This window comes from Aliidiomarina sedimenti (assembly GCF_003986955.1).
GTDB classification, from domain to species: domain Bacteria; phylum Pseudomonadota; class Gammaproteobacteria; order Enterobacterales; family Alteromonadaceae; genus Aliidiomarina; species Aliidiomarina sedimenti.
The window spans coordinates 280653-307045 of sequence record NZ_PIPN01000003.1 but is presented as its reverse complement, the minus strand read 5'-3'; the positions used below and the strand labels follow the sequence as shown (position 1 = coordinate 307045).

26 protein-coding genes are annotated in these 26393 nt (G+C 53.9%); 12 read left to right on the top strand and 14 right to left on the bottom strand.

The window, feature by feature from the left end:
• Positions 1–195: 195 nt before the first annotated feature.
• Positions 196–735 carry a hypothetical protein gene (locus CWE12_RS08445; protein ID WP_126789254.1) on the bottom strand — a complete coding sequence of 180 codons (540 nt, stop codon included), beginning with the start codon at positions 733–735 and terminating at the stop codon, positions 196–198.
• A gap of 294 nt (positions 736–1029) precedes the next feature.
• Here CWE12_RS08445 and CWE12_RS08440 point away from each other — a divergent pair, with 294 nt between their 5' ends.
• Positions 1030–2277 (top strand): conjugal transfer protein TraF, encoded by a 1248-nt coding sequence (locus CWE12_RS08440; protein WP_126789253.1) that lies wholly within the window; start codon positions 1030–1032, stop codon positions 2275–2277.
• Between the two features lie 98 nt (positions 2278–2375).
• Here the strand turns inward: CWE12_RS08440 and CWE12_RS08435 are convergent, their stop codons facing one another.
• The 5 genes from CWE12_RS08435 to CWE12_RS08415 all read right to left on the bottom strand — a co-directional run bounded on the left by CWE12_RS08435 (position 2376) and on the right by CWE12_RS08415 (position 10514).
• On the bottom strand, positions 2376–4259 hold the full coding sequence (locus tag CWE12_RS08435; RefSeq protein ID WP_126789252.1) for a M1 family metallopeptidase: 1884 nt from the start codon (positions 4257–4259) through the stop codon (positions 2376–2378).
• 140 nt (positions 4260–4399) lie between these two features.
• A complete protein-coding gene (locus CWE12_RS08430; protein ID WP_420836637.1) occupies positions 4400–5449 on the bottom strand; it encodes an ABC transporter ATP-binding protein in 1050 nt (349 codons plus the stop codon).
• On the bottom strand, positions 5436–7193 hold the full coding sequence (locus CWE12_RS08425; RefSeq protein WP_241984174.1) for an ABC transporter permease: 1758 nt from the start codon (positions 7191–7193) through the stop codon (positions 5436–5438). Before CWE12_RS08425 ends, CWE12_RS08430 begins: the two co-directional genes overlap by 14 nt.
• Positions 7194–7252: 59 nt before the next feature.
• The gene (locus CWE12_RS08420; protein WP_126789250.1) at positions 7253–8293 is read right to left on the bottom strand and encodes a Fe(3+) ABC transporter substrate-binding protein; all 1041 of its coding nucleotides are present in this window, start codon (positions 8291–8293) and stop codon (positions 7253–7255) included.
• Between the two features lie 223 nt (positions 8294–8516).
• The gene (locus CWE12_RS08415; protein WP_126789249.1) at positions 8517–10514 is read right to left on the bottom strand and encodes a BCCT family transporter; all 1998 of its coding nucleotides are present in this window, start codon (positions 10512–10514) and stop codon (positions 8517–8519) included.
• Between the two features lie 188 nt (positions 10515–10702).
• Here CWE12_RS08415 and CWE12_RS08410 point away from each other — a divergent pair, with 188 nt between their 5' ends.
• Together CWE12_RS08410 and CWE12_RS08405 are read left to right on the top strand one after the other, a co-directional pair.
• A complete protein-coding gene (locus CWE12_RS08410; RefSeq protein WP_126789248.1) occupies positions 10703–11671 on the top strand; it encodes a calcium/sodium antiporter in 969 nt (322 codons plus the stop codon).
• A gap of 27 nt (positions 11672–11698) precedes the next feature.
• Positions 11699–12139 carry a DUF3429 domain-containing protein gene (locus CWE12_RS08405; protein WP_126789247.1) on the top strand — a complete coding sequence of 147 codons (441 nt, stop codon included), beginning with the start codon at positions 11699–11701 and terminating at the stop codon, positions 12137–12139.
• Here CWE12_RS08405 and CWE12_RS08400 read toward each other — a convergent pair.
• From CWE12_RS08400 to asnC, 5 genes are all read right to left on the bottom strand, one after another.
• On the bottom strand, positions 12136–13743 hold the full coding sequence (locus tag CWE12_RS08400; protein ID WP_126789246.1) for a Na/Pi cotransporter family protein: 1608 nt from the start codon (positions 13741–13743) through the stop codon (positions 12136–12138). The genes CWE12_RS08405 and CWE12_RS08400 overlap by 4 nt on opposite strands.
• A gap of 80 nt (positions 13744–13823) precedes the next feature.
• Positions 13824–14837 (bottom strand): ArsJ-associated glyceraldehyde-3-phosphate dehydrogenase, encoded by a 1014-nt coding sequence (locus CWE12_RS08395; RefSeq protein WP_126789245.1) that lies wholly within the window; start codon positions 14835–14837, stop codon positions 13824–13826.
• A gap of 1 nt (position 14838) precedes the next feature.
• On the bottom strand, positions 14839–15882 hold the full coding sequence (gene arsB / locus CWE12_RS08390) for an ACR3 family arsenite efflux transporter (RefSeq protein ID WP_126789244.1): 1044 nt from the start codon (positions 15880–15882) through the stop codon (positions 14839–14841).
• Between the two features lie 25 nt (positions 15883–15907).
• Entirely contained in the window at positions 15908–16243 is a 336-nt protein-coding gene (locus CWE12_RS08385) for an ArsR/SmtB family transcription factor (RefSeq protein WP_126789243.1), read from the bottom strand.
• A gap of 135 nt (positions 16244–16378) precedes the next feature.
• Positions 16379–16825, bottom strand: coding sequence for a transcriptional regulator AsnC (gene asnC, locus CWE12_RS08380; RefSeq protein ID WP_126789242.1), 447 nt, complete (start codon positions 16823–16825; stop codon positions 16379–16381).
• A 177-nt stretch (positions 16826–17002) separates the two neighbouring features.
• On the opposite strand from asnC, the gene asnA reads away from it, so the two are divergent.
• The gene (gene asnA / locus CWE12_RS08375; RefSeq protein ID WP_126789241.1) at positions 17003–17992 is read left to right on the top strand and encodes an aspartate--ammonia ligase; all 990 of its coding nucleotides are present in this window, start codon (positions 17003–17005) and stop codon (positions 17990–17992) included.
• Positions 17993–18061: 69 nt separating this feature from the next.
• Here asnA and bfr (CWE12_RS08370) read toward each other — a convergent pair whose 3' ends face one another.
• From bfr (CWE12_RS08370) to CWE12_RS08360, 3 genes are read right to left on the bottom strand one after another with little or no spacing between them, the layout of a single operon-like run.
• The gene (gene bfr / locus CWE12_RS08370) at positions 18062–18553 is read right to left on the bottom strand and encodes a bacterioferritin (protein ID WP_420836633.1); all 492 of its coding nucleotides are present in this window, start codon (positions 18551–18553) and stop codon (positions 18062–18064) included.
• Between the two features lie 30 nt (positions 18554–18583).
• A complete protein-coding gene (gene bfr, locus CWE12_RS08365) occupies positions 18584–19048 on the bottom strand; it encodes a bacterioferritin (RefSeq protein ID WP_126789240.1) in 465 nt (154 codons plus the stop codon).
• Positions 19049–19074: 26 nt separating this feature from the next.
• On the bottom strand, positions 19075–19347 hold the full coding sequence (locus CWE12_RS08360) for a bacterioferritin-associated ferredoxin (RefSeq protein WP_241984173.1): 273 nt from the start codon (positions 19345–19347) through the stop codon (positions 19075–19077).
• Positions 19348–19431: 84 nt separating this feature from the next.
• Here CWE12_RS08360 and CWE12_RS08355 point away from each other — a divergent pair, with 84 nt between their 5' ends.
• Genes CWE12_RS08355 through CWE12_RS08320 form a run of 8 tightly spaced genes read left to right on the top strand, consistent with a single transcriptional unit; the run spans position 19432 to position 26386 of the window.
• Positions 19432–19935, top strand: a complete 504-nt coding sequence (locus tag CWE12_RS08355; protein ID WP_126789239.1) for a Na+/H+ antiporter subunit E — start codon at positions 19432–19434, stop codon at positions 19933–19935.
• Positions 19932–20201 carry an MrpF/PhaF family protein gene (locus tag CWE12_RS08350; protein ID WP_126789238.1) on the top strand — a complete coding sequence of 90 codons (270 nt, stop codon included), beginning with the start codon at positions 19932–19934 and terminating at the stop codon, positions 20199–20201. The genes CWE12_RS08355 and CWE12_RS08350 overlap by 4 nt, the downstream gene beginning before the upstream one ends.
• The gene (locus CWE12_RS08345) at positions 20198–20515 is read left to right on the top strand and encodes a cation:proton antiporter (RefSeq protein ID WP_126789237.1); all 318 of its coding nucleotides are present in this window, start codon (positions 20198–20200) and stop codon (positions 20513–20515) included. The genes CWE12_RS08350 and CWE12_RS08345 overlap by 4 nt, the downstream gene beginning before the upstream one ends.
• A complete protein-coding gene (locus CWE12_RS08340) occupies positions 20515–21441 on the top strand; it encodes a hydrogenase subunit MbhD domain-containing protein (RefSeq protein WP_126789236.1) in 927 nt (308 codons plus the stop codon). Before CWE12_RS08345 ends, CWE12_RS08340 begins: the two co-directional genes overlap by 1 nt.
• Positions 21431–21730: an NADH-quinone oxidoreductase subunit K gene (locus CWE12_RS08335; RefSeq protein WP_126789235.1), complete on the top strand. Its 300-nt coding sequence runs from the start codon at positions 21431–21433 to the stop codon at positions 21728–21730. Before CWE12_RS08340 ends, CWE12_RS08335 begins: the two co-directional genes overlap by 11 nt.
• On the top strand, positions 21727–23169 hold the full coding sequence (locus tag CWE12_RS08330) for a complex I subunit 5 family protein (protein ID WP_126789234.1): 1443 nt from the start codon (positions 21727–21729) through the stop codon (positions 23167–23169). Before CWE12_RS08335 ends, CWE12_RS08330 begins: the two co-directional genes overlap by 4 nt.
• Positions 23166–24659 carry a proton-conducting transporter transmembrane domain-containing protein gene (locus CWE12_RS08325; RefSeq protein ID WP_126789233.1) on the top strand — a complete coding sequence of 498 codons (1494 nt, stop codon included), beginning with the start codon at positions 23166–23168 and terminating at the stop codon, positions 24657–24659. Before CWE12_RS08330 ends, CWE12_RS08325 begins: the two co-directional genes overlap by 4 nt.
• Positions 24656–26386: a complex I subunit 5 family protein gene (locus CWE12_RS08320; RefSeq protein WP_126789232.1), complete on the top strand. Its 1731-nt coding sequence runs from the start codon at positions 24656–24658 to the stop codon at positions 26384–26386. Before CWE12_RS08325 ends, CWE12_RS08320 begins: the two co-directional genes overlap by 4 nt.
• The last annotated feature ends 7 nt before the right edge of the window (positions 26387–26393 follow it).

The window sequence follows — 26393 nt, the reverse complement described above, 5'->3', positions numbered from 1 at the left end:
CTAACCTTAGCCTCCATGCCTCTGTTCGCTCCGCCAGCTCTGTGCGCCATCGCTTAATTCAACATTCGAGCGCGGGGCTTGATCGTTGAATTTGCGCCACTAGCAAACACCGAATTCAATGATCAAGCCCCGCGCCAGCGCATTATTGAAACAAAAAACCCGGCACAAGGCCGGGTTTCTTAAACGTGCAGACAATTAGAAGCTGTAGGTCAAACCTACACGTACTTCGTTGTCCATGCCGCTGGTATTTACGCGGTAACCTACGTCACCTGACAAACGGTCGAGGAATTCGTAACGGAAACGAGCACCCACTGAAAAGAAGCCATCCAGCACTGTGTCGTAGCGCGCATCCACGATGAAGCGTGAATACTGGTCGAACTTAGTGGTGAAACCCGCACCAGCGTATACGCCAGTGTCGTCGCCTGCTGAAAAGTCCGGACCATCGGAGAAGTCGTAGTGACTAACACCCGCCTGAATAAAGGTTTCTACATCCTGGCTTTGACCAAAATCAACGAAGTACTTACCGCCACCGTACAAAGAGAATTCCGCTGCATCGGTGTACTGAGCGCTTAAGACCAGGTTAGGGTTAAGGCGCATTGAACCTTCAAGGTAGATATCGCTATCGCCAATATCATAAATACCACCACTCACATAGGTGAAGTCGTCAGCCTGTGCTGAGCTTACCGCGCTTGCCATTAAACCTGCTGTTGCAAGTGCAATCATAGACTTTTTCATCGAGTTACTTCCTTATCTACAGTTGTAGAACCAATTGGCTTAGACCTTTAATTATAGGCATCGACTCCTTTATTCAAGGATCCCCCCTCCTGATTTAATGTTTCTTTACTTAAATCAGATAATTATTAATCAATCTGTGCAGATTTCAGGCACCCTGATTCAACGTTCAAGCCCCGCGCCCGAACATTGAATTCAAGATTCAAGCGCGGGGCTTGAACGTTGAATTTGATTGTGTAACCGACCACAAATACATAAACTAGGCGCGCAACCATATAAATAAAACGGACTAATTCTATGCTATTTACTCGATCGACTCTCGCATCGCTGATTGGCCTTGCGCTTATTGCCTCGCCTGCACTAGCTAACGACAACCGCTCTCACGCCATGGGCGGTTCAGGCGTTGCCAACGGCAAGTACTTCCATTCAGGATCTTTAAACCCGGCGCTGGCTGCCAATTTTGAAGAGCGCGACCATTTCGGCCTGATCCTACCTGCTGCTTACTTTGAAGCCGCCGATCAGGATCAACTGACAGACCGCATCGATGATTTCCAGGATAGCTTCGACCAGCTGGAATGGCTACTGGAACAAGCGGATATGGGTGTTCCAGTGAATGAACAGCAAGTGGAGCAAGCCCGGGGGCAGCTCGCTGACGACTTCACCAATATACGGGGCACCGTTATCGCTGATGTGGGTGTTCACGCATCGGCATCTATCCCTAACCGTTTTGCCGCCGCTTCGTTCTTTATAAATACTGATTTAAGTGCGTTCACCTCAGCCAAGCCTGACGAGAATGATATCGAGCGTATTCTGAATGCTCAGAGCGACAATGAACTGAACAATTTAACCTCTGAAGGCTACGTGGTTGGTCGCTTGATTACCGATTTCGGTGTCGCACTGGCGCGCGACTTTAATCTTTTTGGCCGTAACCTGACGTTCGGTGTTGCACCGAAAGTTCAGCAAATAGAAAGCTTTACCTACTTTTCAGCGCTCAGTGACATCGACACCGATGACTTCGATGCAGACGAATACCGCTCTTCTTCATCAGCCGTCAACGTCGACCTTGGCATGACAATGGATCTCAGTGAACGTATGAGCTTCGGCGTTTCAGTGCAAAACCTGTTAAGCCAGGAAGTAGACGGACAGCCTATCTACTCTCGCCAGCTAAATGATTTGGTATCACTGGATTACGAGATAAAACCACACGCAGTAGCGGGGCTGGGTTACAACACTCGTCGCATGTCGTTGAGCCTGGATCTGGATTTAACCAAGCAGAACTACCTTGGCTTAAGCCCGGCCAGTCAGCTGCAGGTGTTCGGTGAAAGCCGGGAAACCCAGTTTGTGCGGGCTGGCTATGAGTACGATCTCGCCCGCTGGATTCAGGTACGTTTAGGCTATCGCCACGATCTGCAAGACAGCTATGAAAGCGCAATCACCGCAGGCCTTGGCTTCTCGCCGTTTGGTCGCATGCACATCAACCTGTCAGCCATGTACGCCGACGACCGCAACCTTGGCGCCGGCGTCCAGCTCGGGTTCACATTCTAACTTTCAAGATTCAAGATTCAAGCGCGGGGCTTGAACGTTGAATTGGCAGAAACAGCAAAGCCAAATTCAATGATCAAGCCCCGCGCTCGATCGTTGAATCAGCGCGCGTCAGCCAGCAGCGCTTCGATGGAGTCGCGTGTCAGCTGGTGGTAGCCTGGTTTGGCTTGTTCATACAGCTCAACAGCTCGCGTCGGATCGGTTTCCAGCAACGCGCTGTAGACAGGTATTAAATAGGCCAGTCGCCCCATCCCTAACGCCATTTCCTCTACCCGATGCAAGGCGGGCTCGTAGTCATGGCGAATCGCAATCTCAAGCCAGTTCGTTAGTACCGCGTTATTCTGAGTGGATGTCAGCCCAAGCTCACGGTCAAGACGCGCTAGCTCGTCATCCGACATCCCATCCGGTAAATGACGTAAAAAGTACAAGCGTTCGTGAATACTCCACTCCGACATATCAACCGCCGACCCTTCAAGCCAGGCCTGACGTGCGTCATCAACCTCGGAGAAAGCATCAACTTCAACCGTCACCATGCTGTCCGGCAAGCCCGGCTGATACAGCCATTGCTGCACATCCTCACGGCTCACGTTGTCGTTTGCATCCACCAAATTGTCATACAAATACTGCTCGAACTCTTTAGTATTCAAACTCTTAAACGAGTAATCGGCGAAGTATTGGCGAACAAAACTATCGAATACATCGCGCCCAACCCGTGACTCAAGGAAGAAAAGAAACGACGCCGCTTTGTCGTATGGCACCGAAGTGAAAATCGTTTCCGGGTCGCGCTGCTCAAGCTCCAGATGCAGCACTTGCTGACGTTCGGTCAACGACTCAATTGAGCGCTTAAGGCTTTGATCTGCAAGCATACGCTCCATCAGAGCCCGCTCTTCACCATACACTGCTTCCATGATCCGATTCTGCACGTACGAGGTAAATCCCTCGTTTAGCCACAGATCACGCCAGGTGGCATTGGTCACTAAATTTCCTGACCAGGAATGCGCTAACTCATGCGCAATCAGGCTCACCAGGCTTTGGTCCCCCGCAATAACGGTCGGCGTAATGTACGCCAGTTGCGGGTTTTCCATTCCACCGAATGGGAAGCTCGGTGGTAAAATCAGCTGATCGTAACGGTCCCAGGCGTAAGGTCCGAACATCGACTCAGTCACTTCCATCATATCGGTGGTATAGGAAAACTCATTGACCGCAGCTTCGAGCACCGAAGGTTCCGCGTAAATGGCCATCCGCTCGTTCAGCGCGTGAAACTCAAGGTCACCCACCGCAATCGCCATCAGATAGGGCGGGATAGCCTGTTCGCTGGCCATTTCATAAACACCGGTCCGCTCCGGGTTCGGTGGGTTATTTGCTCCCATCAGACCAATCAGTTGCGGTGGTGTGGTCAGGCGCGCACTAAAGGTCAGCCGCGATGACGCGGTGTCCTGTATCGGCACCCAGGTGCGCGCATAATGCGGTTGCGACTGGCTATATAAGTAGGGGTGCTCGCCACCGGCAGTACCTGCGGGTTCAACCCAGTCAAGACCTGTCGCCGTTGGTGACGAGGTGTAGTGAACACGCACTTTGCTTGGCTGATCAGTCAATTCAATTCGAAGCGCTGAGCCCAAAACCGGGTCATCATCACCAAGGTGAAAACTACCGTCCTGCCAGCCTTCGCCATCGCTTAACTCAACCCGATGAATATCAAGATCATCCGTATCAAGGACAAATTCAGCCGCATCGCCATTGATATACTCCAGCTGATATTCCGCGAACCCCGATAAGGTCTTCTCTTCAAAGTTCACATCGAGTTCTAAATGCAGGTGCGGCGCGCGCACGTCGTTGGTGTTCGCAAAACTATGCAAGTCATCCGTCGGCGTTTGCACCCGGTAATGCTCTGAAGGGGAAAAGTCAGTAACCGGTTCAGGCGCAGGAGAACACGCAAGCAACCACACTGGCGCGCTTACCAGCAGCGTCGTTTTTATTGTTTTCATGATGGTATCCACACTGTTGTTGGGGTCAGATATAGCTACTCTACCACAGCATTCAATGATCGAGCGCGGGGCTTGAACGTTGAATTGGCGGAAACAGCGGAGCCAAATTCAATGATCAAGCCCCGCGCCCGAATGTTGAATCAGGTGTCGCAGTAGCCGGCGTGGAACAGCACCAGGTGGTCGAGGTTCATTTTCAGCCGGATCTGGCTGCCAACGTCATACTGATAATGCGACGGAGCCATGCACAGTACTTGTGCGCCATCGGCCAGCTCGGCTGTATAGAGGAAGTGCGAGCCACGGAAGCCGCGAGAGACGATAGAGGCTTCCTGCTCACCAGCAGAATCGATCACAATGTCATCCGGACGAATAAGCACATCAACCACTTCACCAACACCGGCACTGCCAAAATGCTCGCCATGCAAGCATCCGAGCGGCGTTTCAACGCATCCATTCTGATTAATATGGCCGCGCAGCAACACACCATGACCAATAAAATTGGCCACCAGGTGGTGCGAGGGTTGGTGATAAAGCCCGTATGGCGTGTCCCACTGCAGCAGCCGACCGCGGTACATCATGCCCGCTTTGTCAGCCATCGCAAAGGCTTCCTGCTGATCATGGGTAACCAGCAATGCGGTAATATTTTCTTTTTTCAGCACCGCCCGAACTTCTGTCGCCAAGGATTCACGCAACTCAGCATCAAGCGAGGAAAAAGGTTCGTCTAACAACAGGAGTCGCGGCCTCGGCGCCAGAGCCCGAGCCAGCGCCACACGTTGCTGCTGGCCACCGGACAACTGATGCGGGTAACGCGGCCCGTATCCCTCAAGACCAATGTGCTCAAGCAACTCCGCCACCCGGCTCCGTTTCTCAGCCGTTGAGGCGCCACGCAGCCCGAAACTGATGTTATCGGCCACGGTCAAATGCGGAAACAAGGCCACGTCCTGAAAGACCATACCGACCTCCCGGTGTTCCGGCTCAAGATGAACCTCTTCACCAGACACCCGCTGATCCGCAAGGTAAACCGCACCACCCGCAACCCGTTCAAAGCCTGCTATCGCACGCAACAAGGTGGTTTTACCGCAGCCGGATGGCCCCAGCAAACAACCAATTTCGCCACGCTCAAGGGTTAAACTGACATGGTCAACAATGGTATGGCCACCCAACTCAACTTCGATTGAATCAAGCTTTAACAGGCTCATAAATATCCTCAGGCTTAGGTTCAGCAGCGTTCGCCGCTTGCTCTGCTTCGTTACGACGACCCATCGCGCGACTCAGTAAAATGACCGGAATCAACCCGGCCAACACAATCATCAGGGCCGGAGGCCCGGCATCCGCGAGGCGTTCATCGCCCGCCATTTCGTAGGCTCTGACCGCAAGCGTATTAAAATTAAACGGCCGCAACACAATTGTAGCGGGCAGTTCTTTCAACACATCGACGAAGACCAGAATGGACGCGGTTAAAATACTGGTCCGCAACAGTGGAAAATGGATCCGTTTTAGTACTTCCCGCGGGGACAGCCCCAGTACCCGGGCACTTTCATCCATGCTGTGGCGGATTTGGCTCAGCCCGCTATCCACAGTTTGAATCGATATCGAAAGGAAACGCACCGCATAGGCAAAAATCAGCGCCACGATAGTACCCGACAAGATCAGCCCTGGGTTCCAGCCAAATAAAAATTCAGTGATATCAATGAACCTGTTATCCAGCCATGCCAGCGGAACCATGACCCCAACCGCAATCACCACCCCGGGAATGGCATAGCCAAGCGTCGCCATTCCGACACTTCCACGAACCATCCGCGTTGGCGACCTACGTTTGCCATAGCACAACCACAGCGCCAACACGACAGTGACAAACGCGGCGATAGTAGCCAGTAGCACGGTATTCCCTACCAGGCTCCAGAATGTCGGTTGCAGCCATATTTCGGCCCGTTCCAGTGACCACCAGCCGAGCTGAATCGCAGGGAACAAGAAGCCAAATAAAACCGGTAGAAAGCAGGCTAAGAAGGCACCTGCAGCTTTCCAGCCCGTAAGTACATGAGGTCGGGCCCGAACCGATGACCGCCCGGCGCCATGGTAACGGGAGCGCGCCCGCGAAATGCGTTCAACCACCATCAATACCACCACGAATGTCAGCAACATCGAGGCCAGTTGCAGGGCGCCAATCTGATCGCCCATGCCATACCAGGTGCGGAAAATACCGGTGGTGAAAGTAGTGACCCCGAAGTAATGCACGGTGCCGTAGTCAGCCAGGGTTTCCATCAGCGCCAGTGTGACCCCGGTAGCAATCGCCGGCCGCGCCATTGGTAACGCGATACGCCAGAAGCTCGCCCAGGGCCCCAGCCCCAGCGTTCGCCCCGCTTCTATCGCAGCACTGGACTGCTCGATAAAAGCAGCGCGGGTAATCAGGTAAACGTAGGGGAAGAAGACCAGCCCCAGCATCAGCACGGCGCCTCCGATGGAGCGTACTTCAGGAAACCAGTAGTCGCCAAAGCCCCAGCCAAATGCACTGCGCAATGCGGTTTGTACTGGCCCTTCGAAGGCTAATATACCCGTATACGTATATGCGGTTATGTAAGCGGGCATGGCCAGGGGCAACAACAATGCCCAGCGTAACCAGCGCACGCCCGGGAACCGACACGCCGTGGTCAGCCAGGCAGTCGACACACCGATTACTACCACCATGAAGCCAACGCCGACCAGTAAAATACCCGAATGACGAACGTACTCGCCGATCACCGTGTCCCATAAATGAGCCAGGTTGGCGCGTTGTTCTACAGAAAAAATACCAAGAAAGAATGCCGCTACCACGACTAACAGCGGCAGGCAGATGATCATCGCCACCAATGGCAGGCTAAAACGCGAAAGCCGTGAGCCCGACAATGTCGGGTTCACGGCTTGTGTGCTTGACTGAGACAGCTTAGCTTCAGTGTTCACCTTAAATAATCAATCCTTAGCACTCTGCCGCTACTGCACTTGTCAGCAGCGGCTATTCATTAACGCCAGCCAGCACGGTTCATTAAGCGTACCGCGGCTGCATTGTTTTCACCCAGTTCGCTGACCGGTAATTCGTCCGCTTCGAACTCACCCCAGGCCTGGGTAATTTCACTGCGTGGCGCATCCTCGCGTACCGGATATTCGTGGTTACGCTGAGCATAGGAACCCTGCGCTTCCGGACCAGCCAGAAACTCAATCAGACGAATTGCGTTTTCTTCGTTCTGCGTGTGACGCAGCACACCAATGCCACTGACATTCACGTGCACGCCCTGTTCACCCTCACCCTGTGCAGGCCAGTGGATCGACAAGGCTTCGACAGTCGCCTGATCGTTGCCGTCGTCGCTCGCCGTAAGGCCACCGAAGTAATAGGTATTGGCAATCGCAATATCACACTGACCATTGGCCACAGCATGTAACTGGTCACGGTCGCCGCCAACCGGGCTGCGCGCGAAATTAGCTACCAGACCACGAGCCCACTCTTCGGTCACTTCCTCGCCATGGTGCGCAATCATGCCTGCTACCAGCGACTGGTTATAAACATTGTCCGAGGAACGCACACAAATACGACCACGCCATTTTTCATCGGCCAGGCTCAGGTAGTCACTCAGCTCGCTTGGATCAACACGGTCATGCGCATAGAAAATCGGACGAGCGCGCAGGCTCAAACCAAACCACTGATTATCTACATCACGCAGGTGAGACGGGATAGCGGCTGCCAGCTCCGGGGATTCAATGGCCTTAAATAATTCCGCATCTTTAGCGCGCTGCAGACGACCCGCATCAACGGTAATAAACACGTCGCCCGGGCTGTTTTCACCTTCTTGCTGCAAACGGCTCAGCAGTGCATCGCCAGATCCCGTTAACAGGTTTACCTTGATCCCGGTTTCATCTTCAAACTGATCCAGCAATGGCTTAACCAGGCTCTCAATACGAGCTGAATACACAGTCACTTCATTGTCATCGCCATTGCGGCTGCTGAAGGCCAAAATAATTGCCAGCAAAACGCCGGCCACAATGACAACTTTGAGTACGTTCTTCATTCCATAAATCCTTAGGTTTTCTACCGCTCATGTTAAGACATGGAGTTGATAATCACAATGATTATCAGGCGCTATACCCCACCGGGCAGCGCCTGGCTCCGTGGGGGAGTCAGCCGCTACCATAGATAAAGAAGAGAAGCGATGCTAACTCCACACCGACCGAAATGATAATGGTTCTCGTTCACCCGGTCGAGTATACACCGCCCAAAAGCAGAATCAACCCTTAACGCACCACGTGCAGAAAGTGCATGTGTTTCTCGTATTGGTCGACAATATCCGCGATAACCTGGTCTTTACTCCAGCCATAGAGGTCATAGTCCTGACCGCCTTCGCGCAGGTGAACCTCGGCGCGGAAGTATTTCAGCTCAGCATCACGTTTTTTAGCGATGTCGCGCATTACAAAGCTAGGCGGACTATAGGCGCGCGGCCGTACGGAATAGAAAAAGTCCATTTCGTCGCCATGCTCAGTCTGGATCCAATAGCGTCCGTCTTCATCATCGCCAAGCACAACACGCATATCCTGTGCTTTCAGCTCTGCTGCAACGGACTCCATGGCTTCCCGCACCGTGCTCTGAATAAAGTTGATCACTTTGTCCTGCCGCGGATGATCAACAATTTGCTTCAGCCGTGCCTTCCAGTGTCCGGTGTCGGCAACCGGGGCCAACGTGGCCTGGCGCAGTGACACTTTTTTCACCACTTCTAAGCGCAGTGCGCGGATTAAACCCCAGCACATCAGCAGCATCACCACCGTAAACGGCAGTGCCGAGGCAATGGTCGCGGTCTGCAGTGCGCCCAGCCCCCCTGCTATCAGCAAGGCAATCGCCAGTAAGCCTTCCAGCCCCGCCCAGAAAATGCGCTGCCACACTGGCGAGTCATCCTCGGTGCCGCCGGAGGTCAGCATGTCCACCACCAGGGAACCAGAATCCGACGAGGTCACGAAGAAAGTGATAACCAGAATCGTGGCAACCACCGAGGCAATAGTAGAGAACGGCAGATACTCGAAGAACTGGAACAACGCACGGGATTCGTCGGCCATGACCGCGGTACCCAACTCGCTAATGCCCTGTTCCAGGATCATATTGATCCCGGTGTTCCCAAAAAAGGTCATCCACATAAAGGTGAAGCCCATGGGTACCAGCAGCACGCCCGTTACAAACTCACGAATGGTGCGGCCGCGTGAAACCCGGGCGATAAACATACCGACAAACGGCGACCAGGCAATCCACCAGCCCCAGTAGAACAGCGTCCAGCCACCAAGCCAGTCGTTTTGCTCGTAGGCATACAGATTGAAGGTCATATTGACGATATCGGAGGTGTAGGCACCGATGTTTTGCACCAGCGTTTGCAACAGATACACCGTCGGTCCGGCAATCAGAACGAAGGCCAGCAATGCCACCGCAAGAATCAGGTTGAGCTCGGAAATACGACGGATACCGCCATCCAGCCCCATTACCACCGAACCGGTTGCGATAATGGTGATACCGATAATAAGCAGCACCTGCACCCAGAGCGCAACAGGCACCTCAAACAGGAAGTTAAGCCCCGCGTTGACCTGCATTACCCCCAGGCCAAGTGACGTCGCCACCCCGAACAGGGTACCGACCACCGCGAAAATATCCACCGCATGGCCAATCGGCCCGTAAATACGGTCTCCGATTAACGGGTACAGTGCCGAGCGTATGGTCAGCGGCAAGCCATGGCGAAACGCAAAGTACGCCAGTGACAAAGCTACCACCGCATAGATCGACCAGGCATGCAGGCCCCAGTGGAAGAATGTCACCTTCATTGCTTCGCGCGCGGCGTTCACCGTTTCAGCATCACCAGTCGGCGGTGCCACATAGTGCATGACTGGTTCAGCGACGCCAAAGAACATCAGGCCGATGCCCATACCGGCAGAAAACAGCATGGCAAACCAGGAGCCATAACTGTAGTCAGGCTCAGAATGATCCGGGCCGAGCTTGATGCGCCCAAACGAGGACAGCGCCAGTACAATCACGAAAATTAAGAAAATAGCGACTGACAGGATGTAAAACCAGCCTGCTTTTTCTATCACCCAACCCTGAATCGCGTCAAACCAGGCCTCGGATTCATCAGACCACACCATCGCGACGATAACGAAAATCGCCGCAATCAAACCCGAACCAATAAACACGGGCGGGTTCATCACCAGGTTCGGTTTAACTATTAACCCCTTTTGGGACTTTTCCGGATCATGCTGCATTTTTCCCCCTTTCAAGATTCAAGCGCGGGGCTTGAATCTTGAATTGGCTACCCATGTGTGCGACCAATTCAATGATCAAGCCCCGCGCCCGATCGTTGATTTACTCAACAAACAGTTGATTTTATATAGGTTCGTTTTAGGCTTTACAGTATAGTTAAGGGCATATATTAGTAAACCAATGGATTATTATGTGGATTCCAATCGCTGCAATTATCGTCGGTCTGGCATTACTGGCCTGGAGTGCGGATCGATTTGTTGACGGGGCCTCATCGACGGCTCGTCACCTTGGCATGTCGCCATTACTGATCGGTATGCTGATTATTGGCTTCGGCACCTCAGCCCCGGAAATGGTGGTGTCGGCAATGGCGGCAATCGACGACGCGCCGAATCTTGCCCTGGGTAATGCCTACGGTTCAAATATTGCGAACATTGCACTGGTACTTGGTCTGACTGCAATTATTCTTCCAATTTCAGTGACTTCCGGGGTTCTGCGCCGCGAGATTCCACTTCTTTTTGTGGTCATGCTGGTCGCTGGCTGGCAGCTGCAAAGCGGTATCATCACCCGCTGGGAAGCATGGATACTGCTTGGTTTATTTGCCGCATTTTTAATCTGGGCGATTCGTTTGAGCAAACAGGGCGATGATATTTTGAGCAGCGAAAGCGAAGCTGAACTCGACAGTCACCCCATGCCGTTGGCTAAATCAATTATCTGGCTTGTCGTCGGCCTGGTGTTGCTGGTACTCAGCTCACGCATCCTCGTCTGGGGTGCGATTGATATCGCTGAAGCCTTTGGCGTCAGTGAGCTTGTTATCGGCCTCACCATCGTCGCGGTTGGTACCTCGCTGCCCGAGCTGGCGTCCTGCATTGCCGCCGTGCGCAAAAACGAACACGATCTGGCGCTGGGTAATATCCTCGGCTCAAACGTCTTTAACACCCTGGCGGTGGTCGGTATCGCCGGTGCTATCACGCCGATAGAGTTCGACTACGATGTGTTTACCCGCGACTGGGCGACCATGATGGTGCTGACTGCAGTGCTGCTGATTTTCGGCTTAGGCCGCGGCGGCAAAGGACGTATCAACCGCGTTGAAGGTGCCGTTCTACTGCTGCTTTATATCGCCTACATGGTCTGGTTGTTCACCTCTCAGGTCAGTAGCTAACCACGCTGAATTAAACGGGATTCCGCTATGAACGATGTTACTCAACAAACCGCGATTCGCCTTGCCTGGGCCGGTTTAGCGCCTTTTATTTTGCTCGCTGCGCTGGGCGTTGTCGGCATCTATCAGGGGCTCGCGTTGCAGGCGTTTCTTGCCTACAGCGCCGTGATACTGTCGTTTCTGGGGGGCATCCACTGGGGTCTGATCATGGCCGGCGAGATGGAAAAACCGCAGGGCCGCTTGTTAATCTGCATGCTACCTTCGCTGGTCGGCTGGCTTGCTGTGGCCTTCGCACCGGCGCTGGTTGCCTTGGTTGTATTGGGGTTATTCTACATACTCTGGCTACGCTACGATGTCGAAGCGGTAACCCAGGACTGGTATCAGAAAATGCGCCGCCCGATTACTTTTGTCGTTACCGGCACCCACTTTCTTTGGTTCATTGCCATCGCATCCGAGCGTGCCGTCGGCTAGGCAGTTGCTACAGGCTCCGTTGCTACAGGCTCCGTTGGCGCGGGATAGAGAATATTGGCAATCCGGATTACCCGCTTCGCGCTGTCTTCGCACAGCGCAATAATAGCCAGATACTCGGTTACCCGGGTCGCCTTCTGAGTACCATTCTCAATCTCTGCCAATAACTGACGTCGGGTCAGCCTACGAATCGTGGCGATGTTGGCGAGTGCTTGCTCCCGATGATTGCCGCTCAGCGCCTTTAATTGGCCACTTCCAAGTAGATCTGAAAACTGCAACAGTAACTCAGGCGGTATAGCGCCGTGCAAGCGCTCAAACGGACGTTTACGCAGCTCGTTTAAATTCAGTCTGAGTTCACGCAGCTCCTGCTGCGCCCAGCTTAAATTAAGAAACGTCTCGGCGCTTCCTGCCAGATTCGCCTGGCTGGTCAATGCTTCACCAAACTCCTCGATTCGCTCGAGCAACGCCAGCGTATTCACTTCGTCGTGACCATCGCGCTCGTCTTCGCTTAACTGCAATATATTGCGTGCGCGCCGTAGCAACTGCTTAAATACGCGCTTAAGCTCAGAGTGCATCGCTGCTACGCCCATTGCGGGGGACGACAGCACCGTTTTATCGAGATACCTGGGTTTGTCTGAACTGAGTTCCGGCTGTTTGATCCAGCGTTCAACGCGCCGAAACAAATACTCAGAAAACAGCCACATAAGGAGCACACCAAGGACATTAAAGAGGGTGTGGAAAAGCGCCAGCGCGGTGGTAATAGTGCCGCCAGTGTGATCAGCAATGTAATCGACTAACAGCCACATCGGCCACAGCAGAAGCAAGGCAATAAGACCGGTAAAGGCCTTCTGACTGACGTGAACCATCGCCAGACGCCGGGCATTTGCAGTCGCCCCAATTGCCGCCAGCAGCGAGGTGCCGGTGGTGCCGAGATTGGCCCCTATAACCAATGAAGCCCCCACCATGGGAGTAAACACACCGGTCACCGCCGCGGTCAGAATAATCGCCAGGGAGGCGGAGGACGACTGTATTAAAACCGTTAACAGCGCACCACCCAAAACGCCTATTACAATCCCCCAGCCGCCCGCTGCGGCAATCTGCTCGACCGGAATTACATCAGCAATGTTATCAAAGGCGTCGCGCAGTGTACCCAGACCAAAAAAGAGGATACCGAAGCCCGCCAGCGCGAAGCCAAGGTGCTTCAGCCGGCCTTGCTGCAGGAACAGGTGAAGTAGCATTCCCACGCCGATCATCGGCAGCGCCGCGGCATCAACCCGCACTTTAAGTCCGATTAAGGCAACGATCCAGGCGGTGACTGTAGTGCCGACATTACTGCCAAATACCACCCAGGCGGCTTTGCGCATGGTCAACATACCGGCGTTGGTAAAGCCCAGTGTGGTCATAATCACCGCACTGGACGACTGCACCACCGCGGTCAGGGTAAAGCCGGTCAGCAACGCACGCGGCCGGGTCTGCGTCGAACGCTCGAGAATACTGCGCAGGGAATCCCCCGCAGCCGCTTTCAGGCCCTCGGTCATCATTGCCATTCCCAGCAACAAAAACCCCAGCCCACCCAAACTCATCGCCCAGTCCGTAAAACTCATCATCCCCACCTTTCAACGATCGAGCGCGGGGCTTGAACATTGAATTGTAAAAGGCAGATTCAACGATCAAGCCCCGCGCTTGATCATTGAATTTGTGCGATGCGTTTGACCAGGTCGACGACGCGCATGGAGTAGCCCCATTCGTTGTCGTACCAGGCGTAGACTTTTAGTTGGGTGCCGTTGATGACCATGGTCGACAATGCGTCAACAATGGACGAGCGTGGGTCGGTTTTGTAGTCAATCGAGACCAGTGGTCGTTCTTCGTAACCGAGGATGCCCTCCAGTTCGCCGGCGGCGGCTGTGGCAAACGCGGCATTGACTTCGTCGACTGTGGCTGGCTTTTCAAGCTCAAATACCATGTCGGTCAGCGATGGGCACTCTAGTGGAACACGTACCGCATGGCCATTGATTTTACCGCTAAGCTCCGGAAAAATTGCAGTAATTGCTTTTGCTGAGCCAGTCGTCGTTGGGATCAGTGACATACCACAGGCCCGTGCCCGGCGTAAGTCTTTGTGGGGAGCATCGAGTATGGTCTGGGTGTTGGTCAGCGCGTGAATGGTGGTCATGCTGCCATGTTTAATTCCCCAGTTGTCTTTAACCACTTTCACTACCGGCGCCAGACAGTTAGTAGTGCAGGATGCTGCAGTGACAATGGTATGCACTTTCGGATCGAAATCCTCGTCATTCACGCCGACCACAATGTTAGGCACCCCATCCGATTTCACCGGTGCCGTTACCACCACATGCTCAACGCCTTGGTCCAAGTACGCCTGCAACACGTCAGCCGTTTTATTGGCGCCTGAGGCTTCAATCACTAAATCACAGCCTGACCAATCGGTCTTTTTAATCTCTTTTTCCGCCGTGCAGTGTATTTCACGGCCATTAATTTTCAGCGTGCTACCGGCCCCTTTTACATCGTTTCCCCAGCGTCCGTGGACTGAGTCAAACTCGAGTAAATGTGCCATGGTTGCCGCGTCCGCACCAGGGTCGTTAATCTGCACAAACTCGATATTATCCGCACCAAACCCAGCCCGCAGCGCCAGGCGGCCAATGCGTCCAAATCCATTGATGCCAACTTTTACAGTTTTCTTGCTCATGTCACTTTCCTTCTTGTTGGTGGGCGCGGCGATCAGTTGCCGGCGCTAATTTATTCATCAGATATACCAAAGATAGCATTACTGGCACTTCTACGAGGACACCCACCACAGTGGCGAGCGCCGCTCCCGAAGTAAGACCAAACACAGAAATGGCCACAGCAACCGCCAGTTCGAAAAAGTTAGAGGTGCCAATCAAGCATGCAGGTGCCGCCACGCGATGCGGTAAACGCAGCAGATAGGACCCTACATAGCCGATGCCGAATATTAAGTAGGTTTGTATAATCAGTGGAATAGCAATTAAAACAATCACGAACGGCTGGCTGATCAGGCTTTGCGCCTGAAAGGCAAACAACATCAGCACCGTCAGGCAGAGACCGCCGGTAGCTAATGGTTTGACCCCATGCTGAAATTTTTCCAGCGCCTGCAAGCCACCGCGCTTAAGCAACCAACGGCGTGCCAGCACACCAGCCAACAGCGGCAGCACCACATACAACACCACAGACAGCAGCAGCGTATCCCACGGCACCGTCAGATCGGTAATACCGAGTAGAAAGCCTGCAATGGGTGCAAAAGCAAAAATCAGAATCACATCATTGACCGATACCTGCAGCAAGGTATAGGACGCATCGCCGCGGGTGAGCTGGCTCCAGACAAAAACCATGGCGGTACAAGGCGCCACACCGAGCAGGATCATGCCCGCAATGTATTGACTGGCATCATCAGCGCTGACTAAGTTGGAGAACAAACCGCGGAAAAACAGGTAACCAAGTGCAAACATAGTGAATGGTTTAATCAGCCAGTTGACCACCAGCGTTAACACCAGCCCGCGCGGTTGTTTGGTTGCCGCCCGCAGCGAACTCAAGTCAATCGCCGTCATCATCGGGAATATCATCGCCCACACCAGCACCGCGACAACCAGGTTCACACTGGCGAATTCGAACTGCGCCAACGCCTCAAACACCTGAGGAAAAGCTACCCCCAAGGCGACGCCTGCTGCAATGCAAAGTGCCACCCATAGCGACAAATAGCGTTCAAAAAGTCCCATTAACCAAACTTCCCTAATTCAATAATTAACAACAACGCTCAGGGCGTGACGGCATCTGTTCAACCCGCGCCAGTTGTTGCCAGGTTTGTGGCTGATACTGCAAACGTAGATTGTCCAGCAATTGCGCTGCCCAATCCGGAAGTTCCTGCGCCCAAGCGTAGAACATCCATTGACCCTGGCGTCTGTCGCAGATCAATCGGGCGTCTTTTAATAATCGTAAGTGGCGGGATATCTTCGGCTGAGACTCATCCAGTGCAGCCACCAGCTCACAGACACAGAGTTCTTTTTCTGTCGCTAACAGCAGCATGATCGCCAGGCGGGTCGGGTCAGCCAGTAATTTAAGAGTAGCCGCAGGGTCCATAATGAGCTCCTTTGCATACGGATATATAGATAGGCGCATATGCATTTAAACACATATACGTATATATGCATATCCAGCTATAAAGAAAACTATAGCCCTTCCTGATGACAACGCAATGACACCGCTAACCTAACCTTACACCGCAATATCACGGGCAATCGGGTTCTGCAGCGATATCAGCGTATCCGTGGACTGGATTTCGTCAATCGGCTGAATACGTTCAATCAGCAACTGCTGCAGATCATCAATACTCTTCACCATGACTTTAATAAAAATACTGTACTGCCCGGTGGTATAGAAGGCTTCCGTCACTTCCGGCAAGGCCTCAAGCTTTGCCAGGGCTTTCGGATAGTCGCCCGCCTGCTTAAGAATGATGCCAATAAAACAGGTTACGTCGTAGCCCAGTTTGCGCGCATCGACTTTCAACCGGGTGCCTTTAATAATCCCCGAATGACGCATTTTCTCCACCCGCACATGAATCGTCGCCGGGCTAACCTGGTTCTGTTTGGCAATTTCTGCGTAAGAAATGCGCGCGTTGCCCATCAAGGTGCGCAAAATCGCCTGGTCCAAATTGTCGATCATTTAAAATCCATCTCCATTAAGCGGGTTGAATTAGATAGAAAATAAAAATAAGGCCATTTACTAACAAATACAAACAACCGAAACGGACTTTAATTAAACACTATTGAACAAATCCCCGCCATAGACAATGCTGAATCAGAACAACATTTAAACCCAGCAACCAGCGAGACGACCCAGATGAAACGCAAATTCCTCCACCGCCAGCAACAAATCCGCTATATCAAACAGCTTTTTACCGAGCTATTGTGTGACGAACTCAACCTGACCGAAGTCCAGGCTCCACTGCTAACGGATCCGCGTGACGGTATTCAGGACACCTTATCCGGCCATGAAAAAGCAGTGGCCGTTGACGTTCGCAGCCTGCAAACCCGCTATGAAGTGGTCCACTCTTTAGCAAAATGGAAACGCCAAACGCTGGCTCGCTATGGCTTTGAGCCGGGCGAAGGCATCGTCACCCAAATGAAAGCCCTGCGCCCTGACGAAGAGCAGCTCAGTGCGGTGCATTCGGTGTATGTCGACCAATGGGATTGGGAGCAGTCGTTGTGCCCGAGCCGACGCACCAGTGCCCAATTGAAGCAAGCGGCCAGTGCCGTTTATCAGACGCTGCTGAAAACTCACCGCCAGGTTCAAACCATCTACCCAAGCCAGCTGCAATTGCCTGAATCGTTAACCTTTATTAGTACCGAAGCTTTGCTGCAGAAGTACCCGCAACTTTCGCCCAAAGAACGCGAACGCGCGTTCACCCGAAGCCACAAAGCCGTCTTTATCAGCGGTATTGGCGCCGCCCTCAGTAATGGCCAGCGCCACGACGCCCGCGCCCCCGACTACGACGACTGGACGACGCTTGATGAAGACGGCGAACAAGGATTAAACGGCGATATTCTGGTCTGGAGTGACGTCCTTGACGACGCCATTGAACTGTCAAGCATGGGGATCCGTGTGGATGCCTCCGCCCTGATTAAGCAACTCGCATTAGCTGGCCGCGAAGCGGCTGCGGAGCAACCCTGGCATCAAGCATTATTAAACGGGCATTTACCGGCATCGGTCGGAGGTGGGATCGGGCAGTCCCGGGTGTGTATGTTTCTGATGGAGGAGGCCCATATCGGTTATGTTCAACCCGGTGTCTGGTGCGAGAAAACCCGCGCCGAGCACACCGAGTTGCTTTAACCAGGACCTGGAATCAGGAACCTGGCACGCAAGCACGCAAGCATGCAAGCACACCAGCAAACAGAAAACCTATAGCTGCGCCTGCAGGTAAACCTGCTCGCCAAGTTTTTCCATCAGCTCAAGCTGCTGGCGCAGCCAATAGGCATGATCTTCTTCTGTATCAGCAAGAATTTCAATCAGCATACGGCGGGTAACAAAATCCTGATTCTCTTCACAAAAAGCAATCACCTTCTTCAAGGTGCGTGCATTATCACGCTCCAGTTCAAGTCCAACTTCGAGCATCTGGCGTACGCTTTCACCGACCGGGTACTCGACCCGGGTACGCATGTCTGGGGTACCACCGAGAAAAATAATCCGGTCCATTAGCATCTTTGCGTGATTGCGTTCATCGTCGGCTTCATGCGCAATACGCTCATGCAGTTTACTAAAGCCCCAGTCATCAAACTTTGCCGCATGGGCGGTATACTCATCGATTGAAGTCAGCTCGTAGGACAGTAAATTATTCAGTAACTTAACCACTTCCTCGGGTTGCTTCATCGCGCCATTCATTGTGTTCGCCATACTTCCTCCTAAAACCAGACTGCGCAAAACTTACAGTTTGGTCTGCAAATATTTTTCCACGCCCAACGTCGTAATCAAGTCCTGCTGTGTCTCTAACCAGTCCTGATGCGCTTCCTGTTGTTCCAGGATTTCACCAAGCTGATCACGGGACACATAGTCGCGATGCTCTTCGCACAAGGTCATCGCTTCGCGTATCGAAGCGCAATCATCGGTCTGCACTTTTAAATCGAGCTTGAGCATTTCCGCAGGCTCTTCGCCAATATAAAGTTTACCCAGCTCTTGCAGGTTGGGCAGCCCCTGCAAAAAGAGGATCCGCTCAATGACCACATCAGCATGCTTCATCTCAGCGATCGAGGCTTTATAAATGGTGGAATTAAGTTCAGAGAAACCCCAGTTTTTATACATGCGTGCATGCAGAAAATACTGGTTAATTGCGGTTAACTTGCGGGTCAGTACGCGGTTTAACGCACTGAGAATTTCGGGATCGTTTTGCATCAAGCGCTCTCCTTAACAACTTTCTGTTAAGGATAGCATACGCCTGAGCCAGTACCTGTGACAACCGTTACCGTTGCCTCGGTGACTGGTGCTTGTTGTTGCAGTGCGTCGTCAAGGACCTCTTTAGCATGCCCGGCACAGCGGCCACACTGGGATGCAACCCCATGCTCCTGGCGCAGGCAGCGCATACTGCTCGCCCCCGCTTGCACGGCGCGCTGAATGTCTTTGTCGGTGACGGCTTTACATAAACATACATACATGGCTGAATTTAAGCATAAATACGAATCGTTATCAAACACATTTCGCAAACTCAATTTCACCGTTACTTCAAATTACGCTACGCTTAGCAGCTAACTGGTTGAAATTTAAGTATCAAGGCGGCTATGCATTTTTTCGTATCGGTGCTTTTAACAGGTAGTTTGTGGTGGATCCTGACTGAGGGAGCACAAGCCTGGTGGATTGGTGGCCCGGCCGTATTGCTGGCCAGCTATGTCGCCACGCGTTTGCACCACCCTGATAGCCAACGGATCAACTGGTTACAGGTGCCGCTGTTTGCACTTTTTTTTCTGGCCCAATCACTCAAAGCGGGGGTCGATGTGGCGGTGCGGACGCTTCGTATCCGTCCTGCGATCAATCCTGGCACCCTGTATTATCGCACGTCATTGCCGCCAGGCACCGCGCGCTACCTGTTTGGCTCCATCGTCGGTTTGTTCCCCGGCACCTTATGCACAGACTTTGACCACGATCAGGTCATTTTGCACGTACTCGACACCAACGCCGATATCGCTATGGACTGCCGCCGACTCGAGCGCCGCATCGCGCGGTTGTTTTCGCTGCCGCCAGCAGCAATACCGCCCACGTCGCTAAACAAGGAGGCTCAGTCATGACGGCTTTCTGGTGGACGGTCGCCGCGCTCCTTCTGGTGACCTTGTTGGCTGGCCTGATCCGTATCTGGCGGGGGCCAAACCCTGCGGACCGCATGCTCGCGGCGCAATTATTCGGCACCACGGGCGTCGCGATTTTGCTATTGCTGGCCCAGGCCATGCAGACACCGGCGTTAAACGACGTCGCCCTGGTGCCGGCGTTGCTCGCCGTGGTCGCCATGGTTGCGTTCGTGCGTCGCGCCCGCCCAGAAGCGGAGGAGCCAGAATGATTTACCTGCAATACCTGCTGGTGGGTGCCGGTTGCCTGTTTTTTATTGTCGGTACCCTAGGTTTGTTGCGTTTTCCGGATACCTTTACCCGTATTCACGCCATCACCAAGGCTGACAATCTGGGCCTCGGGCTACTCATGCTGGGCCTGTTACCTAGCACCGAGAGCCTGCCGCAAGCGCTCAAGCTGATCCTGATCTGGTTATTGGTGCTGGCAGCCAGTGCCACCGCCAGCTATCTGATTGCCCATTACGTCAAAGCACAATCCCCGGATGCGCTGCCTCATGCTGACACCACAAGCGAGGAGCAGGACTGATGCAATTTGCCTTCGATAGTATGCTCGGCCTTGGACTTCTGGCATGCGCCGCTGGCGTATTCTGGTCACGCGATCTGTTCCGCTCCGTGGTTATGTTTATTGCCTTCGGGCTGTTACTGGCTCTGACCTGGGTGCGGCTGGAAGCGCCTGATCTTGCCTTGGCCGAAGCGGCCATCGGCGCTGGCCTGACCGGGGTGTTGCTATTAGATGCAATTGGCCACTTACGTCAGCATAACGAACACAGCCCCCGTAACCACTGGCTGTTGCCTTTACTCTGTTGCATTGCGCTTGCTCTGCTATTGATCCTGAGCTTTAACGCGCGCCCGGAAGCGAGTATCTCATTGCCACAGCTGGTCGCTGAATCACTGCCGGAATCCGGAGTTGAGCACCCGATCACCGCTGTATTGCTCAACTTTCGTAGTTACGACACCCTGCTTGAAATCGCCGTACTCCTGGTCGCCGCCGTTGTCGCCATGGCATTAAATGACGGACTTGCAGCCGCCGCTCGGACAAGCACAGAGCAATCAAACCGAGACCCCGTGCTGGCTGGATTCACCAGTCGCTTAGCGCCAGTTATTCTGCTGGTTGCTATCTATGTATTATGGGCTGGTTCGTACATGCCTGGTGGCGCGTTTCAGGGCGGCGCCATTCTCGCGGCAGGCCTGGTGTTGCTGAAACTGGCTGACTTCCATATTGAACGTTACGCCGAATCACTGCTACGCCTTGGTTTGGCGTTCGGCTTCCTGGTTTTCCTTGCGGTAGCCACCAGTGTGATGATCGGTGGCCGTCCGTTCTTAACCTACCCGGAAGCCTTCGCCGGGCAGTTTATTCTGTTTATCGAGGCGGTATTAACATTCTCTATTGGTCTGATTTTATTTAGTTTATTTAATCAGAGCCCAGGCCAGGAGGTGCCCCATGACAACTGATTTCTGGTTCGCCTGCATCGGCGCGGTGCTCATCGCGATGGCGCTGTTTACCTTTATCCGCCACACCCATCTGCTCCGCCGCATTTTAGCCTTCAATATTATGGGTTCCGGGGTATTTTTGATTCTGGTTGGGCTGGCTCAGCATCAACGCCAGACCGATCCCGTTCCGCAGGCGTTAGTACTGACCGGAATTGTCGTCGCCGTTGCCGCCACCGCCCTGGCTTTAATTATTTTCCGTCGTTTCTATCAGCTTAGCGGGCGTACCGAACTGGACGAGGATCAGCAATGAATTTGATCCCGCTGTTGCTGGTTATCCCACTCGCCTGGGCCTTGCTCAGCTTATTGCTGCCCCGGCTGCCAATTGGCTTACTGGCGCTGGCCGGTATTGTGTTGCAGCTGGGCACCGCCGCCATGCTGTGGAACAACGTGCAGGTGCATGGCGCGTCCAGCTATGCCATTGGCGACTGGGTTGCCCCGCTTGGCATTACCCTGGTAGCCGACGGGCTGACCGTGACGCTGCTCGCTATGACCGCTTTGATCGCCGTGGTGTGCGCCTTCTATGCAATTTTTTACCTCAGGGCCTATGAAAAAGAGAGGCGCTATTTCTGGCCGCTGTTCTGGTTTTTACTGGCTGCCTTGAACGGCATCTGGCTGGCCGGCGATCTGTTTAACTTATATGTCGGTCTTGAGCTCCTCACCCTGTCGGCCGTCGGCATGGTGACCCTAAGTGGAGAGCGCCATGCCCTGGCTGCCGGGCTACGCTATTTATACGCCGCCTTGCTCGGCTCACTGGCCTATCTGCTCGGGGTAGCCCTACTCTACGGCGCCTATGGCACGCTCGACCTGGGCCAGCTGAGCAGTTTGCTTGACGCAAATTTAATGACTCAGCTCGCCCTGGCATTAATGACCTTTGGTCTGCTAATGAAAACCGCGGTGTTCCCGTTACATAGCTGGTTACCTCCCGCCCATGGCGGTGCTTTGGCGCCGGTCAGTGCAATCTTGTCCGCGTTAGTGGTGAAATCCTCGTTCTATATTCTTGCCCGTCTCTGGATGGATGCCGGCGATGCCCTGATGCCAGTCAGTGCTGCGCAGTTGCTAGGTACCCTCGGCGCACTGGCTATAATCTGGGGTGGCTGGCAGGCATTCAGGCAAAGCGAAATTAAAATGTTGGTCGCCTACTCAACCGTCGCTCAGCTCGGCTATTTAATGCTGCTCTTTCCGCTCGCTATTGGACAATCGCAGCAGAGCGCCGTACTCGCCTGGCAAGGCACCATGCTGCATTTGCTCTCGCACGGCTTTGCCAAAGCCGCGATGTTTCTCGCCGTGGGCACGCTGGTGCTGGCGGTAGGAAAAAAACGAGTTGTCGACATGGCCGGTATTTCCGCCAAAATGCCGCTGGCACTGTTCGCTTTCGGGCTCGCCAGCATAAGCATAATGGGGTTGCCGCCAAGTGGCGGTTTTAATGCCAAATGGTTGTTGATGCAGAGCGCTATTCAAAGCGGGCAATGGCATTGGGTCGCGGTATTGCTGGTCGGAAGCCTGATTACCGCGAGTTATGTATTCAGGGTTTTCAGTGTGTCATTTCAGAAAGATGCCGACCCACAGATCAGATCAACCCACCCGGCTCTGGATCTGAGCGCTTTACTGCTCGCCGCCATCGCGATTGCACTCGGCTTCGCCGCTGCCATTCCGGTTGAATTACTAACCTTACCAGAGGACATGTTATGAACTTCTGGTTACCGCTCTTAGTACTGGCGACGTCGCTGGTAGCGGCGCTGTTCATTTTTACCCTGCCGGAAGAGCGTCATGCCCTTCGCGGGAGTTTTAACCTGCTTGCCGCGGTGGTAAAAATCGCCCTGGTCGGGTGGATGATTATAGCGGTTGCGAACCAGCAAACTTTTGAGACCCGCTTCACCCTGATGGGTGATATCGATTTTGTGTTGCGTGCTGACGCCCTGTCACTGCTGTTCGCCGGCCTGTCATCCTTGCTCTGGTTATTTACCACTATCTATGCCATGGGTTACCTCGAAGGCACGCCCCAGCGCAGTCGTTTCTTTGGTTTCTTTAGCCTTTGTGTGGCCAGTACCATGGGCGTTTCCATGGCCGGTAATCTGTTTACCTTCCTGATTTTCTTCGAAATGCTGACCCTGTCGACCTATCCGCTGGTGGTCCATAAGGGCTCGGCCGAGGCGCTCCGGGCTGGCCGCACCTACCTGTTTTACACCATCGGTGGCGGTGTCGCCCTGCTCGTGGGTATCGCCTCACTGCATGCGCTGGTTGGCCATACTGAGTTTGTCGAAACCGGGGTACTGCGTGATGTATCGCCCGATCTTTACCCTGCATTAACCGCCATTTTTGTCCTCCTAATTGCCGGACTCGGCGTTAAAGCGGCCATTGTGCCACTGCACGGCTGGCTACCTGCCGCCATGGTCGCGCCGGCACCGGTGAGCGCGCTACTGCATGCGGTGGCGGTAGTGAAAGCCGGTGCCTTCGGCGTCGTGCGGGTGATTTACAATGTGTTCGGGGTCGAGTTTTCCTATCAACTGGGGGTGCTGGTACCGCTGGCTGCAGTGGCGTCGTTCACCATTATCTGGGGTTCAATACAGGCACTGCGTCAGTCTGACATTAAAAAACGGCTGGCTTTTTCCACCGTGTCCCAGGTCTCCTATATTATTCTAGGGCTCAGTCTGTTTGGTCCGATTGGCACCATGGGCGGGCTGGTCCATCTGCTCCATCAGGGCATTATGAAAGTCACCCTATTTTTCTGTGCCGGTATTTTTGCGGAAACTCTGGGTATTACCAGAATTCGCGATCTCAACGGGGTTGGTAAGCGCATGCCGCTGACCTCTGCCGCCTTTACCATTGGCGCTTTCGGTATGATCGGGATACCTCCGGTAGCCGGCTTTATTTCCAAATGGTACCTCGGCTGGGGTGCAATGGAAGCCGGACTGCATTGGGTACTCGGCGTGCTGTTAGTCAGCTCGCTGCTCAATGCGGCTTACTTTCTGCCGGTTATCTACCGGCTTTGGTTTGCCCGCCCGGCCCCTGAATGGCCGGACGAACAAATCCCGGCGGGCCGCTTCGAAACCAATCCCTGGTTACTGCTGCCGACGGTTATTACCGCCGCCTTTAGTCTCGGTGCCGGCGTCTTTGCGGCAGCGGCCTGGAGCCCATTGAGCTGGGCTGAACTGATTGCTGTGCGGGAGTACCTGTCATGAGCTGGATACTGATTTTAGCAACCCTGGTACCGCTGGCCGCGTTCCTTTTTGTCGCTCTGTGCAACACACCTCGCGTCGCGCCCTGGTATGCCGTGTTGACGCCGTTGCCAGCGCTGCTAATTGCGCTAGTCGCGCCTGACATCACCATGCAGGCGCCCTACATTCTGTTCGGTGTGGTCTGGGAGCTGGATAGTCTGTCCCGTCCACTGCTCGCTATGACCGCCATATTATGGCTGCTTGGCGGCTTGTTTATCCGCGATTATTTGCGCGATGACCCGGCGTTACGCCGCTTCCTGCTGTTTTGGTTGCTGACAATGCTCGGCAACCTGGCACTTATTATGGCACGTGACATCGCCAGCTTTTACACTGGCTTCGCCCTTATGACCTTCGCCGCCTATGGCCTGGTGGTGCACAATGCCAGCCGTGAAGCCTTGCATGCCGGCAAAGTCTACTTGGTTATGGCGCTGATAGGTGAAGTCCTGATCCTGGCTGGTTTTCTGACCCTGCTGCCGGGGCTGGTTGAACCTATGCTTCACTACGTCCCTCTTGCCATCGCGACCGAAAGCTATGGCTTTGTCGCCGCCGCGTTATTATTTACTGGTTTTGGCGTCAAAGCCGGGGTACTTGGCCTGCATATGTGGTTACCGCTGGCGCATCCGGTAGCACCTACCCCGGCCAGTGCAGTGCTCAGTGGCGCCATGATCAAAGCCGGTTTGCTTGCCTGGATGCAGATGCTACCGCTAACCGGCGAGGCGGCCGAATTGGTGCGCCTGGATACCTTTGCTATGTGGATTATTGCGCTAGGTCTTGGCGCCGCCTTTGTTGCTGGTGTGGTTGGCTCATTACAAGACCAGGCGAAAGCGGTACTGGCCTATTCCAGTATCAGTCAGATGGGGATTATGACCACCCTGGTAGGGGTTGCTCTGTTACGACCAGAGCTGACCCCAGCGCTGACTGTTGCGATTGTCGCTTATATCGTCCATCACGGCCTTGCCAAAGGCGCCTTGTTCCTGACCGTGGGTCTGGCTCAGCACCCCGCCGGGTTGAGCCGCGTAGCGGTGCTTCTGATCGCCTTATTACCCGCGCTTGCTCTGGCTGGAGCGCCGCTAACATCAGGCGCGGCCGCCAAGTATCTGATGAAAGACGGCCTCTATAACCAGCAACTGGATCAACTGATATTTGCCCTGACGTTGGCCGCAGTTGCCACGGCCTTGCTCATGCTGCGCTTCCTCTATTTGCTTGGGCAGCAAAAGGCAAGCGACAAAGCTATGCCCAGCGTGACGCTGGCAGTAGCCGGATCGATCATAGCAAGTTTGCTGCTAATCTGGTGGTTACCGTTGCAACTGCCGTTCATGGCCCCGATTAGTGTCTCTGCACTATGGGATGCGACCTGGACCCTCGGCCTGGCTGTCCTTATTGCCGGAGTTGCCTATAAATCTCAGAGTTTTATTCAGCTGAGCATCCCAGCAGGTGATATTGTCTGGCCGCTGCAACGCATACTGCGTTTAATCGCCCGCCTTTATCCGCCACTCCGTGACAGCGCCAGCTGGCTCCATCAGCGTTGGCAGCACCTCACTCTGGGGGGCAGCAAACTCAGTCTGCTCGCCGCCACCCATATCTTCAGCCGCCTGCTCAGCGAGCGCACCCTCCAGCGCAACATCGCCCTCGCCGCCGCCCTCCTCCTCATCACCTTCACCCTGCTTTCAACATTCAAGCGCGGGGCTTGATCGTTGA

Excerpts from the sequence above, each read along its gene's own strand:
- CWE12_RS08445 (WP_126789254.1), bottom strand. The coding sequence starts at position 735 with ATGAAAAAGTCTATGATTGCACTTGCAACAGCAGGTTTAATGGCAAGC.
- CWE12_RS08330 (WP_126789234.1), top strand. The coding sequence starts at position 21,727 with ATGAATTTGATCCCGCTGTTGCTGGTTATCCCACTCGCCTGGGCCTTG.
- CWE12_RS08440 (WP_126789253.1), top strand. The coding sequence starts at position 1,030 with ATGCTATTTACTCGATCGACTCTCGCATCGCTGATTGGCCTTGCGCTT.
- asnA (WP_126789241.1), top strand. The coding sequence starts at position 17,003 with ATGAAACGCAAATTCCTCCACCGCCAGCAACAAATCCGCTATATCAAA.
- CWE12_RS08400 (WP_126789246.1), bottom strand. The coding sequence starts at position 13,743 with ATGATGAGTTTTACGGACTGGGCGATGAGTTTGGGTGGGCTGGGGTTT.
- CWE12_RS08415 (WP_126789249.1), bottom strand. The coding sequence starts at position 10,514 with ATGCAGCATGATCCGGAAAAGTCCCAAAAGGGGTTAATAGTTAAACCG.
- asnC (WP_126789242.1), bottom strand. The coding sequence starts at position 16,825 with ATGATCGACAATTTGGACCAGGCGATTTTGCGCACCTTGATGGGCAAC.
- CWE12_RS08335 (WP_126789235.1), top strand. The coding sequence starts at position 21,431 with ATGACAACTGATTTCTGGTTCGCCTGCATCGGCGCGGTGCTCATCGCG.
- CWE12_RS08435 (WP_126789252.1), bottom strand. The coding sequence starts at position 4,259 with ATGAAAACAATAAAAACGACGCTGCTGGTAAGCGCGCCAGTGTGGTTG.
- bfr (WP_126789240.1), bottom strand. The coding sequence starts at position 19,048 with ATGCAAAACGATCCCGAAATTCTCAGTGCGTTAAACCGCGTACTGACC.
- CWE12_RS08385 (WP_126789243.1), bottom strand. The coding sequence starts at position 16,243 with ATGGACCCTGCGGCTACTCTTAAATTACTGGCTGACCCGACCCGCCTG.
- CWE12_RS08420 (WP_126789250.1), bottom strand. The coding sequence starts at position 8,293 with ATGAAGAACGTACTCAAAGTTGTCATTGTGGCCGGCGTTTTGCTGGCA.
- CWE12_RS08395 (WP_126789245.1), bottom strand. The coding sequence starts at position 14,837 with ATGAGCAAGAAAACTGTAAAAGTTGGCATCAATGGATTTGGACGCATT.
- CWE12_RS08350 (WP_126789238.1), top strand. The coding sequence starts at position 19,932 with ATGACGGCTTTCTGGTGGACGGTCGCCGCGCTCCTTCTGGTGACCTTG.
- CWE12_RS08325 (WP_126789233.1), top strand. The coding sequence starts at position 23,166 with ATGAACTTCTGGTTACCGCTCTTAGTACTGGCGACGTCGCTGGTAGCG.
- CWE12_RS08355 (WP_126789239.1), top strand. The coding sequence starts at position 19,432 with ATGCATTTTTTCGTATCGGTGCTTTTAACAGGTAGTTTGTGGTGGATC.
- CWE12_RS08320 (WP_126789232.1), top strand. The coding sequence starts at position 24,656 with ATGAGCTGGATACTGATTTTAGCAACCCTGGTACCGCTGGCCGCGTTC.
- arsB (WP_126789244.1), bottom strand. The coding sequence starts at position 15,882 with ATGGGACTTTTTGAACGCTATTTGTCGCTATGGGTGGCACTTTGCATT.
- CWE12_RS08340 (WP_126789236.1), top strand. The coding sequence starts at position 20,515 with ATGCAATTTGCCTTCGATAGTATGCTCGGCCTTGGACTTCTGGCATGC.
- bfr (WP_420836633.1), bottom strand. The coding sequence starts at position 18,553 with ATGGCGAACACAATGAATGGCGCGATGAAGCAACCCGAGGAAGTGGTT.
- CWE12_RS08345 (WP_126789237.1), top strand. The coding sequence starts at position 20,198 with ATGATTTACCTGCAATACCTGCTGGTGGGTGCCGGTTGCCTGTTTTTT.
- CWE12_RS08410 (WP_126789248.1), top strand. The coding sequence starts at position 10,703 with ATGTGGATTCCAATCGCTGCAATTATCGTCGGTCTGGCATTACTGGCC.
- CWE12_RS08405 (WP_126789247.1), top strand. The coding sequence starts at position 11,699 with ATGAACGATGTTACTCAACAAACCGCGATTCGCCTTGCCTGGGCCGGT.